Source organism: Rhizobium sp. NLR16a (assembly GCF_017948245.1).
Taxonomy (GTDB): Bacteria; Pseudomonadota; Alphaproteobacteria; order Rhizobiales; family Rhizobiaceae; genus Rhizobium.
In genome coordinates this window covers 2,449,586-2,465,717 of record NZ_CP072865.1, presented here as the reverse complement: position 1 = coordinate 2,465,717, position 16,132 = coordinate 2,449,586, and the positions used below count along the sequence as shown (strand labels likewise).

Sequence of the window (16,132 nt, the reverse complement as noted above, 5' to 3'; positions counted from 1 at the left end):
CTGCCGTCGGAGCCGACAGGCAAGGACCGCCCAATCACTCAGTCGTGGAAAGCGTCAACAAATTTCCGCTTGCCGAGCATGAAGGCGTCGGCGACGTGGCGCAGGGGGGCGAGATCGACATCCGATTTGCCCGCCTTGATGATTTCGGCGAAGCGGCGATAGAGCGAGGGATATTCCTGTTCCGGTTCGGCGAATGTCAGCTTACCGTCGATGGAAAGCTTAGCGCCGCCCTCGGAGAGCACCATTTGGCCGGCTGCCGTTTCCGCGACGATGTCCCAGCTCTGCTTGCCGGTCTGGCGCCAGTCGAATTCGGCATGAACCGGCAGGCCGTCGGCATCGCGGAAGTGAATGTCGGCGGCGATCGGCGCATCACGATTTTCCGGGAATTCGAGCACAGCCCCGGTGATGAAGACCTGCCGCGGCAGGATATGGGTGACGATCGACAGCGCATTGATGCCGGGATCGAAAACGCCGAGGCCGCCGGCCTGCCAGATCCAGTCCTGGTTCGGATGCCAGTGGCGGACATCCTCTTTCCAGATCACATGCACGCTTTTGATCGTCGTCGAGGCAAGAAACGCTTTGGCGGCTTCGACGGCCGGCGCATAACGTGAATGCCAGCTGGCAAAGAGCGACGCCCCTTGCTTGTTCGCCAGCGCCTCGAGGTCGGCCACTTCGCTCAGTGTTGCACCCGGCGGCTTTTCAAGGAAGACATGCTTGCCGGCAACGAGCGCCTTATAGGCGGCTTCATAGCGGTACTGCGGCGGCATGCAGAGCGAAACGGCATCGATCGAAGGCTCGGCGTCGAGCATCGCGTCGATCGTGATGTAACTGTTGATGCCTTCGACCGTGCCGTGACGGCTTGCCGTGGCGACGAGCTTGAAATCCGGGTTCTTGGCGATGGAAGGAAGGTGCTGGTCGCGGACGATCTTGCCGACGCCGACGATGGCGAGATTGATAGGGGACATGGTGTTTCGCTCGTGTCTGTATGAAAAGTATGATTTATTAAGCCTCTTGTAGCAGAAAGAAGAGCGCCGACAAGCTCTGCTCCTCTACCTATTGCATGATGGTCTCGCGAAGGAAGCTGTAACCCATCGCCGCGCGGGCGGCGCGCTCCTCGGAACTGCCGTCGCCGCCATGCCCGCCCAAGCCGAATTCGTGGAAGAGCAGCTGATGTCCTTCTTCCTCCAGCCTCGCGGCAAAACGGCGTGCGTGCGAGGGATGCACGCGATCGTCATTGCTGGAGCTTTCAATATAGATCGGCGGATAAGTGACCTCGCCGGCCGGCCTGATATTGTGAAGCGGCGAATAGCCGAGCATGAACTCCCGGTCCGCTGGCGTCTCCGGATCGCCATATTCGTCCATCCACGCCTGGCCGGCGCTGAACAGGTGGAAGCGTGTCATGTCGAGCACCGGCACCTGGCACCAGACCGCGCCGAAATCGTGCGGGTAGCGCGTCAGCATCACACCCGTCAGCAGGCCGCCATTGCTGCCGCCCTGGCAGGCAATCCGCGATGGCACGGTGTAGCCGCGAGCGACGAGATCGCGGGCGATGGCGACGAAATCGGCAAAGGCCCGGTCTCGCCCCTGCCGCTTGGCGCTGCGATACCAGTCAGGGCCAAATTCACCGCCGCCGCGGATATAGGCCTGCACATAGGCGCCGCCTTGCTCCAGCCAGCGGCCGATTACACCGGAGTAATTCGGCGATAGCGAGACATCGAAGCCACCATAACCGTAGATCAGCACCGGCAGCGCTCCCTTGGTCCACTGTCGCGGCAGCACCAGTTGGTAGACGACCCTGGTTCCGTCCTCGGACACAGCCTCCAGCAGTTCCGACGACATATCGGTCGCATCGAAATAGCTCGGCGCTGCCGCGATGAAGATCGGCTCCGGCTCTCTGCTGCGATCGGAGAGTTCGAGGCGGTAGCAGGTCGGCGGCTGCAGGAAACCCTGGCCGACGATGTGGAGTGTGTCGTCGCCAAGATGCAGATCCGCATGGAGCGGCCTGACATAAGCCGTCTGCATCTCCGCCGGCAGCACGATTTCCCGCTGTTCGGCATCGGGCTTTGTCAGGTCGAGCACCAGAAGACGCGGGCGCAGCCGGTCGGAAACGATGAACACGCACCATTCGCGCATCAGCATCATCTGCGAAATAGACTGGCCCTCGCCAGGCTGAAACAGGATCCGTTCCGGCCCGAGCAGCGCCCGTGAGGCGGGATCGAAGGATTGCAGCACGAGGCTGCCGGTCGCAACGCGCTCATCGGTCTTTGCCCGCCAGAGGCAATGATTATGATTGAACTGAAAATCTGCCTCCTTGGGCAGATCGATGCGCCGTTGCCCGCCATCATCGGCAATGAGGAAAGCGCTGGCCACGCCGATTTCGTGGCTGGTGACGAAAATGTCGATCAGCCCGGCATTCGCCGAAGCGCCAAATAGGGCAGGGTCGATAACGAGATTGAAGCCATACACATCCTCATCGGCGGCTTCGAACATGATGGCGGCATCTTCCGGCCGCTGCCCGCGCTTCAACCGCCGCCCGACGCGCGGCCATCCCGAGCGGGTGGCCGAAAATCGGTCGATCGAGCCGAAATAACAGATCTCATCGCGGCTCAGCCAGGTGGCATGCGACCGCGCGGCGGGCGTGTCGAAACCGCCCTTCACGATCTGTTTGCCCTCGGCGTCGAATTCGAGCAGGCGGATGAGGTCTGAGCCGCCGTCCGAAAGCATCAGCAGAACGCGCGTCGGCTCCCACGGGCAGGTGACAGCGCCGCGCCAGCTCCAGCGCCTGCCTTCGTCCAGACAGAAGGCGTCGAGATCGAAGACTGGCTCCCAATCGGCCTCCGGCAACGGCTGCTGGCCGGCTGCCAGGCGCAGCCAGACCCCGAGCGGATTGTCCTTGCTCTGCCGGAAATCGAACAGCCAACCGCCGCGGCGCATCGGCACGATCAGCCTGTCCTGCCGCTCGATCAGCGCCTTGATCGCCTCACGATCTTCGGCAAATTGCGGCGTTCTCAATACCGTGTCGGAGAGCGCATTGTGTTCGGTGATGAATTGGCGGGTGCGCGAATCATCGTCCGTTTCGAGGTGAAGGTTCATAGCTGACCTGCCGCGTGCATTGACGTCGCCCAGATCTAGGCAGCCGGTCCCGGCTTGGCAAGCCGCCTTAGCGGGTCATCACCAGATCGGCCGAGGCGACGAGGTTGCTTGGCGCCTCCGGCTTCTTGAATTTCAGCGTCACGACATTGTAGCCCTCGGCTTCGAGATCCGAAAGCAGAGTCGGCAGCATGGTTACCGTACGTTTATGGATGTCGTGCATCAGGATGATGCCGCGGCCGCGCTTGTGCAGCAGGGCCATCGTCCGCTGAGTCACGGAGAGCGGCGTTGTGGCGAAATAGTCCTTGCTGTCGATATCGACATCCATGACCACCATATCGCGCATGGCGATCGCGGCACGCAGTCTGTGGCTTTCGGCAAGATAGGGGAAGCGGAAGAAGGCGACGTCGGTTCCCGTCGCCTTGGTCACCGCCAATTCGCCCTTGATCACCTCGGCCATCGCCGCGTCGAAATCGAGCGAACTCAGGTTGGCGTGGTCATAGGTGTGACTGCCGATCGCATTGCCGTCCATCGCCACCTTGCGCGCCAGCGCGGGATACATCTCGGCCATCTCGCCGACCATCATGAAGGCACCCTTGACGCCGAACTGGTCGAGGATCGCCAGCACCTTGTTCGTCCGGCCGAGGATCGGGCCATCGTCGAAGCTCAGGATCACTTCCTTGTCCTGCAGCTTGAGATCGGCAAGCGAGGAAACCTCCAGCGTCCGCCCGGCCAGATGGTGCCAACCGGTCATGCGCGGCGCTTCATCATCCTCGGAGCGCTTGCCGGAAAACGTCCGTCCCTCCGGCGCAATCACCGAGGCGGTTTTGATCGAGGTGTCGGGGGCTTGTCTGGTCGTGCTGCAGGCGGAGAGGGCGGCCGCAAGGGCGATGCAGGAAAGAACGAAAAATCGATGCATGGAAAGGGCTCAACAAATCAGTAATGAATGTTGAGACAACCTTTCGAATTATGGTTAACGATCGGTTGAGATCGGCAGAAATTGTGGTGACGCCGCGCTCCGCCGCGTTTCCCAAAAGACTGTGGCTAGCCTCCCATTGCCTCTTCATATTCGGTTGACAGCATCAGCCACTCTTCCTCGGCAGCAGTCAGTTTTGCCGCTGCCTCGCCACGCTGTTTTGCCTTTTCCGCGGCTTTGGCAGGCGTCTTCTCATAGAGAACAGGATCCGCAAGCTCCGCATCAAGAGCCTGAATCTGTTTCTCCAGCTTCGCCGTCAAGGATTCGATTTCGTTGATCTTTTTCTTCAGCGGCGTCAGCGAGGCGCGCCTTTCGGCATTGAGCTTGCGCTGGTCGGCCTTCGAGGTCGTATCGTCGCTGGTCTGCGGCCTCTCTTCTTTTTTCTTACCGGAACTAACGATGAGGTCGCGGTATTCGTCCATGTCGCCTTCGAAGGTGGTGACAGTGCCGCCGTTGACCAGCCACAGCCGGTCGACGGTTGCCTCGATCAGGTGGCGGTCGTGCGAAATCAGGATGACTGCACCGTCATAATCGTTCAGCGCCTCGATGAGGGCACGGCGGCTGTCGATGTCGAGATGGTTGGTCGGCTCGTCGAGAATGAGCAGGTTCGGCGCATGGAAGGCGGCAAGCCCCATCAGCAGACGTGCCTTCTCGCCGCCGGAAAGGTCTTTGGCGGCGGTAGCCATCTTTTCGGTCGCCAGCCCCATCTGCGCAACGCGGGCGCGCACCTTGGCCTCCGGTTCGGCCGGCATCAGCCGGCGCACATGTTCTACCGCCGACTGCTCGGGGATCAGGTCGTCGAGCTGATGCTGGGCGAAAAAACCGATCTTCAGGCTCGGCGCAACCTTTACTTCGCCACTCTCCGGCGACAATCGCCCTGAGATGAACTTGGCGAAGGTCGACTTGCCGTTGCCATTCGAGCCGAGCAGGGCGATGCGATCGTCGTTGTCGATGCGCAGGTTGAGGTTCTTCAGGATCGGCTTGCCGGGTTCGTAGCCGACGGCGCCGCCCTGGATTGCGACGATCGGCGAGGCGGGCTGCTTCTCCGGCTCGGGGAAGGTTATCGGCTGCACATGGTCCTCGATCACGGCGGCGACCGTTCCCATGCGCTCGAGCGCCTTGACGCGCGACTGTGCCTGCCGCGCCTTGGAAGCCTTGGCCTTGAAGCGATCGATGAAGCTCTGCAGATGTTTGCGCGCCGCCTCGTTTTTTGCCTTTGCCTTCGTCTGCAGCTCGTCGGCCTCAGCCTTCTGCCGCTCGAACTGGTCGTAGTTGCCGCGGTAGAAGGTGAGTTTTTTCTGATCGAGATGAACGATGGAGTTGACCGCATTGTTCAGGAGATCGCGGTCGTGGCTGATGATGATGACCGTATGCGGATAACGGCGGATATAGTCCTCCAGCCACATCGTGCCTTCGAGATCGAGGTAGTTTGTCGGCTCGTCGAGCAGAAGCAGGTCCGGCTCGGCAAACAGTACGGCGGCGAGCGCTACGCGCATGCGCCACCCACCGGAGAAGGAGGAGGCGGGGCGGGCTTGCGCCGCCTGGTCAAAGCCGAGACCGGCAAGGATGCTCGCAGCCCGCGCTTCGGCCGAATGCGCATCGATATCGACGAGGCGCATCTGGATTTCAGCGATGCGATGCGGGTCGCTTGCCGTTTCAGCTTCGGCAAGCAGGGCCGCCCGTTCCTTATCGGCCGCAAGCACGATCTCGATCAAGGAATCCTCGGTTCCCGGCGCTTCCTGGGCCACCTGACCGATACGCGCCGCCTTCGGGATCGACACCGCCCCGGTCTCCGAGCCGAGATCGCCGGTGATGACGCGAAACAGCGTGGATTTGCCGGCGCCATTGCGCCCGACCAGCCCCGCCTTCGTGCCCGAAGGCAACGAAACGCTGGCATTGTCGAGAAGCAGACGTCCGGCGATGCGGGCGGAAATGTCGGTAATCGTGATCATGGCCGGCGTTTTGGCCGAAACTGCCCGCCAAGGCAAGACCGCTTATCCCCCGGCGAGCTTGCTCGTCCGGGCGAACACGCTCGTCCCCCGGCGAGCTCGCTCGTCCGCGCCGACAGCACTCAAACGCCTGAGCGGCCGAAAGCCTGGACCGGCAGGCGGCGGTTCGATTGCGCGGCAAGCAGCGCGACGCGGGCGTTGGCCTGGAGCTGTCCCGGTGTTGCCGCATCGGCGCTGAGCGCCAGGCCGACCGAGATGGTCAGTCTGCCGCTATCACCCTTGTCGGAGGTGGCGAAGACGAGATTTTCTTCGACGGAGGCGCGCAGGCGCTCGGCGATAGCAATCGCATCCTGCATGCCGACATTGGCAAACAGCAAGGCGAATTCGTCGGCCTCTGTGCGGGCGACGAAGTCGTTCTTCTTCACCGACTTCCGAAAGAGGGCGGCAAGCTTCTTCAAGAGCTTGTTGCCTGCCTGAGTGCCGTATCTGTCGTTGAACTCGGTGAAATCGTCGATATCGACCATGATCAGCGCGCTGCCGGCGGCACCCTCTTCACGTTCGTAGAGTTCGGTGATCTGCCGGTTCAGCGCGATGCGGTTTGCAAGGCCGGTAATCTTGTCGGCGACGGTGGCCGATTGCATCGCCGAAATGCCGTGCTCCAACGTTTCCAGCCTGTTGATGTCGTCCTGCAGTCTGGCGCCGATTTCCATCTCCGCCGACATCACCGTTGCAAGCGAGGCGGAGAGGTAATCGACCTCGCCGATGAAGGCGGCAAGGCTCTGGTCCTCGTGACCACCGACAGATTTCAGGATCGTGCCACAGGCGCGAGCAAAGGCGTCTCTGTGCCGCAATCCTTCGGCAAGCCTTTCCGCCACCGCGCGCAGCGTCCGGCTGGCCTCGTTGCGCGACGTCTCGCCCGCCAGCCCGCAATGGCCGACGAGGCGGTATTTCAGCCCGAGTTCGTCGAGCATCGACTGCTGCGGCTGCGATCCGAGCGCCGCGATATCCTGCGCAAGACCAGGATTGTGCCCGATGATCGCCTCATGAAAGAGTTCGTAGTTGCGTGGCAGTGCGGCGACGTTGAGCCGCGCCATGTGCTGGGCGATCTTCTGGATATCCGTCATTGACCCTGGGCGTACAGGCTCCCGCGCCACCAGTGCCTTTGTACTTGCATTCTGCATGACGAACCCCTCGCGCCCGGTCTCATTACTCTCACGTCTGCTATGCTCGCAAGCTTTTAAGAGAGGCTGAATTTACGAAGGGAAGCGCCGGATTGGCGATGGGAACCGGCAAAGGCGGTTAATTGAGTCTTGATGGAGACGGCTGCCTCACATCCACTCGCGGCCTTCGCCGCGCAGAAAGTAGATAAGGTCCAGCCCGAGGCTCGGTTTGCCCAACGCCGTCAGCGTCATATGGCACTGGCCGCGGTGATGCGTCTGGTGATTGAAAAGGTGCGCGAGCGCGCTCGACAGTGGCTGAGTGATCCGGATCGGCTCCGTCACCGGGGCATAGGTGAAGTCACCGGCAAGGCTCGCCTCATCGAGCGTACTTGTCCAGGCAATGATGCGCTCGTCCTCCGCCTTGCGCGCGGCGGCAAGCGCATCCAGCTCTTCGAAAAGCACGGCATCGAGAGTCGCCGGCGCTTCGCCGATGCCGGTGAAACGCCTCATCCATATCCGGTCGGCGACGAGCAGGTGATTGAGCGTGCGATGCAGCGAGCCGAAGAAGGCGCCGCGGTCCCTGCGGAATTCCGTCTCGCTGAGTTCGGCCGCAGCCTCATAGACTTGGGCATTGGCCCAGCGGTTATAGGCCGCGAACATCCTGAAATGTCTAAGCATATATTTCCCCTGACGTTGCTGGAGCAGTCTAGCCGGTTTCCCAAGTAATCCGAGTGATGGCGCCATGAAATTTCCTGATTTGATCACGCTCGCTTTCTGTCGTCGAATGCAGGCAGATCAGACCTCGAAAGGATTATCATGACCAGAGCCCTCTATTCCCTCTGCGGCGCCGACGAACGGCGCTTCTTTTCGCCCCATTGCTGGAAGGCGGTGATGGCGCTCGCGCATAAGAGGCTCGATTTCGAGGAGCTCCCCACAACCTATGCCCGCATCCGCGAAATCGGCGGCGGCGTCTCGTCGACCCTGCCCGTGCTCGACGATAACGGCCGGCTGATCTCGGACAGTTTTGCCATCGCGCTCTATCTCGAAGAGGCATATCCGGAGCGGCCGTCGCTGTTCAATGGCGAGGGCGGCAAGGCGGTGTCGCGCATGGTCGAGGGCTATTCGCAGATGATCATCCACCCGGCGATCATGCGGATCGCCCTTCTCGATATCCACGCGATCCTGGACGAAGGGGACAAGGCGTACTTTCGTCAGAGCCGCGAGGTCAGGCTCGGCAAGCCGCTGGAAGTCTTTGCTGCCGATAGCGAGGCGGAGAAGGCTGCCTTCGGCGCCAAGCTGGAGCCGCTCCGTCACATGCTGAAGTTCCAGCCCTTCATCGGCGGGCAATCGCCGCTCTTTGCCGATTATATCGTCTTCGGCGCGCTGCAATGGCTGCGCGTGTCCGCAGGGCTGGCCATGCTGGCCGCCGACGATCCCGTCGTCGCCTGGTTCGAACGCTGCCTCGATCTTCACGAAAGCCGCGGCAGGACTGTGACAGCGGCGTGAAATTGCCGCCGACCCCTTGTTTTCGGGCGTTGGGGCGGGTAAAGACCGCCCACTTTTCCCGAGAAAACAGAGGATCTGACTATGGCGATTGAACGCACCTTCTCGATGATCAAGCCGGACGCAACCAAGCGCAACCTGACGGGCGCCATCACCAAGATGCTCGAAGATGCCGGACTGCGCGTCGTCGCCTCCAAGCGTGTCTGGATGAGCCGCCGCGAAGCTGAAGGCTTCTACGCCGTTCACAAGGATCGCCCCTTCTTCGGCGAACTCGTCGAAGGCATGACCTCCGGTCCAACCGTCGTCCAGGTTCTGGAAGGCGAAGGCGCGATCCTCAAGAACCGAGAAATCATGGGCGCGACCAACCCGGCCAACGCTGACGAAGGCACGATCCGCAAGGTCCATGCGCTGTCGATCGGCGAAAACTCCGTGCACGGCTCCGATGCCCCGGAAACGGCTGCCCAGGAAATCAAGTACTGGTTCTCCGACACCGAAATCGTCGGCTGAGGCCGCGCTTCGGCATTGCCTCGCAATACCTTGAATTGACTCTTGAAAGCCGGGTGTCGCTCCGGCTTTTTCTATGATGGACACTTGTCGGTGTTCGAGAAATCGACGCTGCCGTCAGGCTTGAAGACTTCCGGGTTCTTGTCATAAAGCGCGCCGACGACGAGCGGCTTGCTCGGCAGTACGGTTTGGTCGAGGTCGGAGCGGAACTCAGTCTTCAATTGCTGAAGCACCTTGCCGTCCTTGTCGACCAGCCGGACATTCACCGAATAGGGGCGGTCCTTGCGCACGCAGTGCAGGTTTTCGCTCTGCAGCGCGATCTTGTCGTCGATCGGGTAGATTTTCTGGTTCAGCACCAGCGGGTCGCCGCCTTGCGGGTTCTCGAATTCGGCGATGATGACCGAACCGTCGGGGATAGGACCTGTCTTCTTCAGCGTCAGCAGATAGGTGGCGCTCGCGACGCGATAATTGAAGACAAAAAGATGGCCGGTGATTTCGACGAGATTTTCGGCCTGCCGCTGGCAGGCGGACAGCAGAAGGCTTGTTGCCGCCGCTGTTACGATCAGATGTTTTCTCATGGCGTCTCCTCCTTCTTACGGCGATAGTGACGGTTCGCCTTGGCGCGGTTGCCGCAGATCGCCATGTCGCACCAGGCGCGGCTCTTGTTCTTGCTGCGGTCGATGAACAGCCAGCCGCAATTGCCGCAGATCTTCATGCGCTCGGGATCCGGCATGGCAATCAGCCTGAGCACCGAATGGGCGGTCGCCGCCGCCAAGCTTGCCGGGCTTGCCTGACGCAAGATCTTCGCTAGCGCCTCCAGCAATTCGGCCAGCAATTGGTCGTCGCCGCCATCCAGTATACGCTTGCGGAAGTAGCGGTCGATCGCCTCGCGCAGCGCGATAAAGCCGACTTCGTCTTGCGGCGCCACCGGCGTGATCTCACCGAACAAGGCCCGTTCGGCGCAGAATTCGGCGGCGGCGCGCGGGAAGTTGCGCATCTGCTCGCGGCTCGCGAAGCGGTCGACCCGCCGCTTTGGGTCGTCGCGAAGAACGACGCTGTTGGCGACATCGAGCGCCAGTGCACCGCCGGCAAAACGGTGAGGGGTCCAGGAAAAGCTCATGAGGAAATTATAACTGGTGAAATAGGTTTTACCAGTTATAATTTACCGACGTGGAGTCTTCGGAATGGCCTATCTTCTGCAACAACTGGCGAATGCGGTGCCGCTTGCCGCCCTCTATGCCGCGCTCGCCTTCGGTTATGCGGTTGCCTTCGGCGTGACCAAGCGGGCCGATATCACTTATGGGGCGATCTTCGCCTTCTCAGGCCAGATCCTGCTGCTTTTTACCGAACTCGCCTATATCAGGTTCTGGCTGGTGCTGCCGGCTGCCATTGCGATCGGCGCGTGCGCTGCGCTTGTCTATTCACTGGCCGCGGGCATCTGGATCGGCCGCTCCATCATGCTGCCGCTGGCCAGCAAATCGCCGAACACCGTCATCGTTGCCGCGCTCGGCATCATGATCGTGCTGATGGAAACCGCCCGCCTTGCCGCCGATACAAGAGCGATCTGGCTGCCGCCGTTCCTGAACCAGGTTGTTGTCTTCTGGAGTGATGGTCCGTTCAAAGTGACTCTCACCTATATCCAGCTGATCGACACGGCGCTGATGTCAGCCATCGTCGCGTTCGGTGCGCTGATCCTCAGGCGCACGGCCTGGGGTCGCCTCTGGCGAGCCGTCACCGATGATCCGCTGGCCGCCGAGCTCTGCGGTACCAGCGCCAGCCGTGTCTTCCTTGTCGCCTATGCGGCAGCTGCTCTCGTCGCCACCCTCTGCGGCATTCTCGCCACCTTCTATTACGGTTCGATGGATTTCGGCGCGGGACTGATGTTCGGGCTCAAGGTGCTGCTGATCGCAGCCGTCGGCGGCTATTCCGATCCGCTGCGTTCGGCTGGCGGCGCTGCCGGGCTTGCCGTTGTCGAAACCTTGTGGGGCGCCTATGGCGCATTCGTCTGGCGAGATCTGGTGGTCTTCTCGCTGCTCGTCCTGCTTCTGGTTATGAGCCGCAGGGAGCGTGTGGTGCTTTAGAAATGGCGCATGATGTTATCCGAAAACCGCGCACACTTTTCGGTATCATGCTCTGATCATTTCCACTTGTCGCGCGCCGCGTCGTCGGCGTCTTTCGCCGCGACCCAGTCGCCCCTGGCGCCGTCCTTGCCGTGCTCCTTCTTCCAGAAGGGCGCTGCGGTCTTGAGGAAATCCATGACGAGATTGGCGCCGTCGAAGGCGGCCTGCCGGTGCGGGGCGGCTGCAACGACGAGCACGATGTTCTCGCCAGGAGCGATCTTGCCGTAGCGGTGGATGGCGGTCAGCCCGAGCAGCCCGAAACGGGTGATGGCGACTTCGCCGATGCGAGTCATCTCGGCTTCGGCCATGCCGGGATAATGCTCGAGTTCAAGCGCCGCCAGCCTCCCGCCTTCATCGCGGCAGAGGCCGGAGAAGGTAACGACGGCGCCGATGTCGGCTTTGCCTTTCGAGAGGAGATCGACTTCGGCCTGCAGGTCGAAGTCTTCGCGCTGGACGCGGATGGTGGGGGTGATGGTCACAGCGAAATCCTCCGCTGCTTTGAAACCGCTATGAAGAATGCGGAAAGGCTGTGCCGTGTGGGGAGATCACAAGTGGCACGCTCTTCTTGACCATTTACCGCTTCGCCGGGCTGAAACGCCGGTTGTTTGAGGAAGCCCATGCGCCCAGCCAATCTCCCTACTTGTGGGGGAGATGCCCGGCGGGGCAGAGGGGGATAGCGACACGGCACCACCGTCACCGTCTCATCCCCCCGTCATCGGCGGAAAAATCCCGATCTCACGGGGCGCGCCAATCGGCTCGTCATGCTCGACATGCTCCATGTCGAGCGCCACGCGGATCACCTCAGGATATTGAAGTGCGGCTTCATATTCCTCGCCCAGCGTCTTCAAATGATTCAGAAGATCGGCGACCGTGACGACGGAGGAGGGGAGATCGATCTCCTCTTCGCCCTTGCCGATGCGCTCACGCACCCAGGCGAAATAGACAAGCCGCGTCATTCCTCGTCATCCACGATATGTTTCAGCCCGGCACGGAAATAGTCATAGCCGGTATAGATGGTCAGCAGTGCTGCGATCCACAAGAGCGCGATGCCCGTCTGCGTCGTATAGGGGAAAATCTCGTCGCCGGCAGGTCCCGCGAGCAGGAAGGCGATGGCGACGAGCTGCAGCGTCGTCTTCCACTTGGCGATCCGTGTCACCGGCACGCTGACCTTCAGCGCCGCCAGATATTCACGCAGGCCGGAAACCAGGATCTCACGGCAGAGAATGATGATTGCCGCCCAGATCGACCAGCCGGCGATGGTCTGGTCGGCCGCGACAAGCAGGAGGATCGAGGCGACCAGCAGCTTGTCGGCGATCGGATCGAGCATCCGGCCGATATTCGACGTCTGGTTCCAGATGCGCGCGAGATAGCCGTCGAGAAAATCGGTGATTGAGGCGATGATGAAGATCCACAGCGCTACCCAGCGCGCCGTATTGCTGATCGACAGCCTGCCCTCGACGAAGAAGCAGAGAACGATCAGCGGCACGGCGAGGATGCGGCCGTAAGTCAAAAGGTTGGGAAGGCTGTACGCACGCGATGCCATGGATCGTTTCTCTGAATTGAAGCGCCGCTGCCGCGCCGCGTCTTTACGAAAACCGATTCCGATTTTCGGGTCGATGTAGATGACGGCTTTGGCCGGCGACCGTCAACATTCTTTCTGTCTTTTCACCGCCATTGCGTGGAATTTGCGACGGCCGCCGCTTATTTCGCGGCGTCGTCGTGGAAATGGTTATAGACCTGCTTTGCCACGGCTTCCGAAATACCTTCCACCGCCATGAGGTCGGACAAAGCGGCACGCGAAACCGCCTTCGCCGTGCCGAAATGCTGGAGCAGCGCGCGTTTGCGTGACGGGCCGATGCCGCCGATCTCGTCGAGTGGGTTCTTGACCATTTCCTTCTTTCGCCGCACCCGGTGCGAGCCGATCGCGAACCGGTGCGCTTCGTCGCGCATGCGCTGGATGAAATAGAGCACCGGATCGCGCGGCGGCAATGTGAAACTCTCGCGTCCCGGCGCAAAGAAGCGCTCCCGCCCGGCGTCGCGGTCGACACCCTTGGCGACGCCGATCGCCGTCACGCTGTCGGTGATGCCGAGCTCGGCCAGGATGGCGCGCACCGCCGTCATCTGCCCCTGGCCGCCGTCGATGAGGATCACATCCGGCCAGGCGGGGAAGGGCATGTCGGCGGCGTCGGCAGCTGCTGCCTGCGCCGTCCGATCGGGAATACCTTCCTCCTTGATCAGCCGCGAGAAGCGCCGCGTCATCACCTCCTTCATCATTCCGAAGTCGTCGCCGGGAGTGATGTCGGTCGATTTGATGTTGAACTTGCGGTATTGGTTCTTCACGAAGCCTTCCGGCCCCGCCACCACCATGCCGCCGACGGCGTTGGTGCCCATGATATGCGAGTTGTCGTAGATCTCGATGCGCTGCGGCGCATAGGCGAGCCCGAAGGTTTCCTTGAATCCTTCGAGCAGCCGCGACTGCGACGCCGTCTCGGCAAGCTTTCGCCCATGCGCTTCGCGCGCATTGCCGACCACATGCTCGACGAGATCGCGCTTCTCGCCGCGCTGCGGCACGAGGATGGAAACCTTGTGGCCGGCCTTTTCGCTGAGGGCCGCGGCGAGAAGTTCCAGTTCCTCGACCGTTTCCGACAGCATGATCTGCTTCGGCACCGGCTTGTCGTCATAGAACTGCGCGAGAAAGGCATTCAGCACTTCGGCGCTTGAAAGCTGCGGGTCGGCCTTCGGGAAATAGGCGCGGTTGCCCCAGTTCTGCCCGGTGCGGAAGAAGAAAACCTGGATGCAGGAGACGCCGCCTTCATGATGGATGGCGAAAACGTCGGCCTCTTCGACACCGGCCGGATTGATACCCTGGTGGCTTTGCACATGCGACAGAGCGGCCAGACGGTCGCGATAGATCGCCGCCCGCTCAAAATCGAGATCCTCGGCCGCCTGGTTCATGGCTTCGGCCATGTGCGACTTCACCTTCTGGCTCTTCCCGGACAGGAAATCCTTGGCCTCCTGCACCAACTCGGCGTAACCGGCATCGCTGACCTCATGCGTACAAGGCCCCGAACAGCGCTTGATCTGGTAGAGCAGGCACGGCCGCGTGCGCGTTTCGAAGACGCTGTCAGTGCAGGTGCGGATCAGGAAGGCCCGCTGCAACGAATTGATCGTGCGTCCGACCGCGCCGGCCGAAGCGAAAGGCCCGAAATAGTCGCCCTTCCGCGCCCTGGCGCCGCGATGCTTGAAGATGGCCGGCGCCCGGTGATCCCCAGTAATGAGAATATAGGGAAACGATTTGTCGTCGCGCAGCAGCACGTTAAAGCGCGGCCGCAAGCGCTTGATCAGATTCGCTTCCAAGAGCAGCGCTTCGGTTTCCGTGCGCGTCGTCACGAATTCCATATTCGCCGTCTGGCGGACCATCTGGGCGATGCGGTTGGAATGCACACGGCCGACGGCGTAGTTGGCGACGCGCTTCTTCAGGCTGCGCGCCTTGCCGACATAGAGCACATCGCCTTCGGCGTTGAACATGCGATAGACGCCGGGGCTGTTCGGCAGCCGCTTGACGAATTCGCCGATCAATTCGGCGCCGACAAGCCCGGTCTCGTTGAGGCTGCCGGCATTCCAGTCGACCGCAGCCGCCAGAGGGGCGGCGGAAACCTCGCCTTCCACCTCGATTTCGTCTTCGCTCTCATCCGTATCGTCGTAGAGAACGCCGCCATCCGGCAGCTTTCGTCCGTTCATTCCTTAATCTCCGCCACATCGGGCGTCTGCCAGGCAAGGTGCTGGCCGCCGTCGAGGGCAATCATCTGGCCGGTGATCGAGGGCGTGTCGTAAAGGAAGCGAATCGTTTGTCCGAATTCTTCCAGTGCCGGCCCTCGCTGCAGGATAAGGGCTGAGACCTGCGCTTGGAAGTCCTCCAGTGACTGCCGCTCGCTCGGCATCGAGGGGCCGGGGCCGATCGCATTGACGCGAATACGTGGCGCCAATGCCTGGGCGAGCGTCTGCGTTGCCGTCCACAGCGCGGACTTGGAGAGCGTATAGGAGTAGAAGCTGGGCCTCAGTGCCCAGACCCGCTGATCAATGATGTTGACGATCATCCCCGCTGCCTGAGCTGGCACCTGCTGCGCGAAGGCTGCCGAAAGGATCGACGGCGCACGCACATGCAGGTCGAAGTGCAGCGCCCATGTGTCGGCGTTGAAACTACGTGCGGAATCATGCTGGAAGACCGACGCATTATTGACGAGCAGATCGAGAGGCCCGAGCGCTTCCGACGCCTTCGCGATCAGTTCGCCCGCTTCGCCGATATCGGTAAGGTCGGCCTGCAATGCGGCCGCCCTTTGTCCCTTTCGCCGCAATTCCGCCGCCAGCTCTTCCGCTTCGCGGAGGGAGCTGTTGGCGTGGATCGCAACGGAAAAGCCATTTGCAGCAAGGTCTTCGGCGATTGCCCGGCCTATTCTCTTGGCCGCCCCCGTTATCAGGGCTGAGCGAAGTCTTTTGTGGTTCAAAATCTTGCCTTCTGATCCCGCGAGTCTGTGTGCAGCCTATATAAGGGCGGGCGGAGATTATATAAATAGGCAGCCACGGTTGCATCTGCGGTTGGGATATTCTATGTATTATTTAATAATGTGATTTCTTAAAATAAGTATTTTAAGTTTAACCATTAGGTAGGGTTAATGAAACCTATGTTGCTCTCAAGCAACATCGAATTTCCGCCATCCGGCAGCCACAATGATATCACAATTTGGCTCTTTCAAATCCGCATTTCAGTTCCAATTTCAGTCTCGATCCGGAAGGGACATCTGGCAATTTCCCCGCCAATGCTTCGCTGAT

At 61.2% G+C, this 16,132-nt stretch carries 16 protein-coding genes; 3 read left to right on the top strand and 13 right to left on the bottom strand.

The annotated features are described in order from the left end of the window. Positions 1 to 38: 38 nt before the first annotated feature. From J7U39_RS12075 to J7U39_RS12050, 6 genes are all read right to left on the bottom strand, one after another. Positions 39 to 965 carry a Gfo/Idh/MocA family oxidoreductase gene (locus J7U39_RS12075; protein WP_210628403.1) on the bottom strand — a complete coding sequence of 309 codons (927 nt, stop codon included), beginning with the start codon at positions 963 to 965 and terminating at the stop codon, positions 39 to 41. Between the two features lie 88 nt (positions 966 to 1,053). Next, the gene (locus tag J7U39_RS12070; protein WP_210628402.1) at positions 1,054 to 3,093 is read right to left on the bottom strand and encodes a prolyl oligopeptidase family serine peptidase; all 2,040 of its coding nucleotides are present in this window, start codon (positions 3,091 to 3,093) and stop codon (positions 1,054 to 1,056) included. Positions 3,094 to 3,160: 67 nt separating this feature from the next. Beyond that, complete coding sequence (locus J7U39_RS12065) at positions 3,161 to 4,009, bottom strand: polysaccharide deacetylase family protein (RefSeq protein ID WP_210628401.1); 849 nt, start codon at positions 4,007 to 4,009, stop codon at positions 3,161 to 3,163. 125 nt (positions 4,010 to 4,134) lie between these two features. Then, complete coding sequence (locus J7U39_RS12060; protein ID WP_210628400.1) at positions 4,135 to 6,018, bottom strand: ABC-F family ATP-binding cassette domain-containing protein; 1,884 nt, start codon at positions 6,016 to 6,018, stop codon at positions 4,135 to 4,137. 119 nt (positions 6,019 to 6,137) lie between these two features. Further along, a complete protein-coding gene (locus J7U39_RS12055; RefSeq protein WP_210628399.1) occupies positions 6,138 to 7,196 on the bottom strand; it encodes a GGDEF domain-containing protein in 1,059 nt (352 codons plus the stop codon). 147 nt (positions 7,197 to 7,343) lie between these two features. After that, entirely contained in the window at positions 7,344 to 7,853 is a 510-nt protein-coding gene (locus J7U39_RS12050; protein ID WP_210628398.1) for a DinB family protein, read from the bottom strand. 138 nt (positions 7,854 to 7,991) lie between these two features. Between J7U39_RS12050 and J7U39_RS12045 the strand changes: the two genes are divergently transcribed. Continuing rightward, the gene (locus J7U39_RS12045; protein ID WP_210628397.1) at positions 7,992 to 8,681 is read left to right on the top strand and encodes a glutathione S-transferase family protein; all 690 of its coding nucleotides are present in this window, start codon (positions 7,992 to 7,994) and stop codon (positions 8,679 to 8,681) included. A gap of 81 nt (positions 8,682 to 8,762) precedes the next feature. Next, positions 8,763 to 9,185 (top strand): nucleoside-diphosphate kinase, encoded by a 423-nt coding sequence (gene ndk / locus J7U39_RS12040; RefSeq protein WP_004680549.1) that lies wholly within the window; start codon positions 8,763 to 8,765, stop codon positions 9,183 to 9,185. A 71-nt stretch (positions 9,186 to 9,256) separates the two neighbouring features. Here the strand turns inward: ndk and J7U39_RS12035 are convergent, their stop codons facing one another. Both J7U39_RS12035 and J7U39_RS12030 read right to left on the bottom strand, forming a co-directional pair. Then, the gene (locus J7U39_RS12035) at positions 9,257 to 9,760 is read right to left on the bottom strand and encodes a hypothetical protein (RefSeq protein WP_210628396.1); all 504 of its coding nucleotides are present in this window, start codon (positions 9,758 to 9,760) and stop codon (positions 9,257 to 9,259) included. Then, entirely contained in the window at positions 9,757 to 10,302 is a 546-nt protein-coding gene (locus J7U39_RS12030; protein ID WP_210628395.1) for a CGNR zinc finger domain-containing protein, read from the bottom strand. Before J7U39_RS12030 ends, J7U39_RS12035 begins: the two co-directional genes overlap by 4 nt. A 64-nt stretch (positions 10,303 to 10,366) precedes the next feature. Here J7U39_RS12030 and J7U39_RS12025 point away from each other — a divergent pair, with 64 nt between their 5' ends. Further along, entirely contained in the window at positions 10,367 to 11,263 is an 897-nt protein-coding gene (locus J7U39_RS12025) for a branched-chain amino acid ABC transporter permease (protein WP_097598458.1), read from the top strand. A 56-nt stretch (positions 11,264 to 11,319) separates the two neighbouring features. On the opposite strand, the gene J7U39_RS12020 is transcribed toward J7U39_RS12025, so the two are convergent. From J7U39_RS12020 to J7U39_RS12000, 5 genes are all read right to left on the bottom strand, one after another. Next, positions 11,320 to 11,781 carry a molybdenum cofactor biosynthesis protein MoaE gene (locus J7U39_RS12020; protein WP_210628394.1) on the bottom strand — a complete coding sequence of 154 codons (462 nt, stop codon included), beginning with the start codon at positions 11,779 to 11,781 and terminating at the stop codon, positions 11,320 to 11,322. Positions 11,782 to 12,003: 222 nt separating this feature from the next. Beyond that, positions 12,004 to 12,258 carry a molybdopterin converting factor subunit 1 gene (gene moaD, locus J7U39_RS12015; RefSeq protein WP_064801643.1) on the bottom strand — a complete coding sequence of 85 codons (255 nt, stop codon included), beginning with the start codon at positions 12,256 to 12,258 and terminating at the stop codon, positions 12,004 to 12,006. Next, on the bottom strand, positions 12,255 to 12,845 hold the full coding sequence (gene pgsA / locus J7U39_RS12010; RefSeq protein WP_011424811.1) for a CDP-diacylglycerol--glycerol-3-phosphate 3-phosphatidyltransferase: 591 nt from the start codon (positions 12,843 to 12,845) through the stop codon (positions 12,255 to 12,257). Before pgsA ends, moaD begins: the two co-directional genes overlap by 4 nt. A gap of 158 nt (positions 12,846 to 13,003) precedes the next feature. After that, entirely contained in the window at positions 13,004 to 15,043 is a 2,040-nt protein-coding gene (gene uvrC / locus J7U39_RS12005; protein ID WP_210628393.1) for an excinuclease ABC subunit UvrC, read from the bottom strand. Further along, positions 15,040 to 15,807 carry an SDR family oxidoreductase gene (locus J7U39_RS12000; RefSeq protein ID WP_210628392.1) on the bottom strand — a complete coding sequence of 256 codons (768 nt, stop codon included), beginning with the start codon at positions 15,805 to 15,807 and terminating at the stop codon, positions 15,040 to 15,042. Before J7U39_RS12000 ends, uvrC begins: the two co-directional genes overlap by 4 nt. Positions 15,808 to 16,132: the final 325 nt, after the last annotated feature.

Coding starts and splice junctions, on each gene's coding strand:
- J7U39_RS12075 (WP_210628403.1), bottom strand. CDS start 965: ATGTCCCCTATCAATCTCGCCATCGTCGGCGTCGGCAAGATCGTCCGC.
- J7U39_RS12060 (WP_210628400.1), bottom strand. CDS start 6,018: ATGATCACGATTACCGACATTTCCGCCCGCATCGCCGGACGTCTGCTT.
- ndk (WP_004680549.1), top strand. CDS start 8,763: ATGGCGATTGAACGCACCTTCTCGATGATCAAGCCGGACGCAACCAAG.
- J7U39_RS12065 (WP_210628401.1), bottom strand. CDS start 4,009: ATGCATCGATTTTTCGTTCTTTCCTGCATCGCCCTTGCGGCCGCCCTC.
- J7U39_RS12045 (WP_210628397.1), top strand. CDS start 7,992: ATGACCAGAGCCCTCTATTCCCTCTGCGGCGCCGACGAACGGCGCTTC.
- J7U39_RS12050 (WP_210628398.1), bottom strand. CDS start 7,853: ATGCTTAGACATTTCAGGATGTTCGCGGCCTATAACCGCTGGGCCAAT.
- uvrC (WP_210628393.1), bottom strand. CDS start 15,043: ATGAACGGACGAAAGCTGCCGGATGGCGGCGTTCTCTACGACGATACG.
- J7U39_RS12030 (WP_210628395.1), bottom strand. CDS start 10,302: ATGAGCTTTTCCTGGACCCCTCACCGTTTTGCCGGCGGTGCACTGGCG.
- J7U39_RS12070 (WP_210628402.1), bottom strand. CDS start 3,093: ATGAACCTTCACCTCGAAACGGACGATGATTCGCGCACCCGCCAATTC.
- pgsA (WP_011424811.1), bottom strand. CDS start 12,845: ATGGCATCGCGTGCGTACAGCCTTCCCAACCTTTTGACTTACGGCCGC.
- moaD (WP_064801643.1), bottom strand. CDS start 12,258: ATGACGCGGCTTGTCTATTTCGCCTGGGTGCGTGAGCGCATCGGCAAG.
- J7U39_RS12055 (WP_210628399.1), bottom strand. CDS start 7,196: ATGCAGAATGCAAGTACAAAGGCACTGGTGGCGCGGGAGCCTGTACGC.
- J7U39_RS12025 (WP_097598458.1), top strand. CDS start 10,367: ATGGCCTATCTTCTGCAACAACTGGCGAATGCGGTGCCGCTTGCCGCC.
- J7U39_RS12035 (WP_210628396.1), bottom strand. CDS start 9,760: ATGAGAAAACATCTGATCGTAACAGCGGCGGCAACAAGCCTTCTGCTG.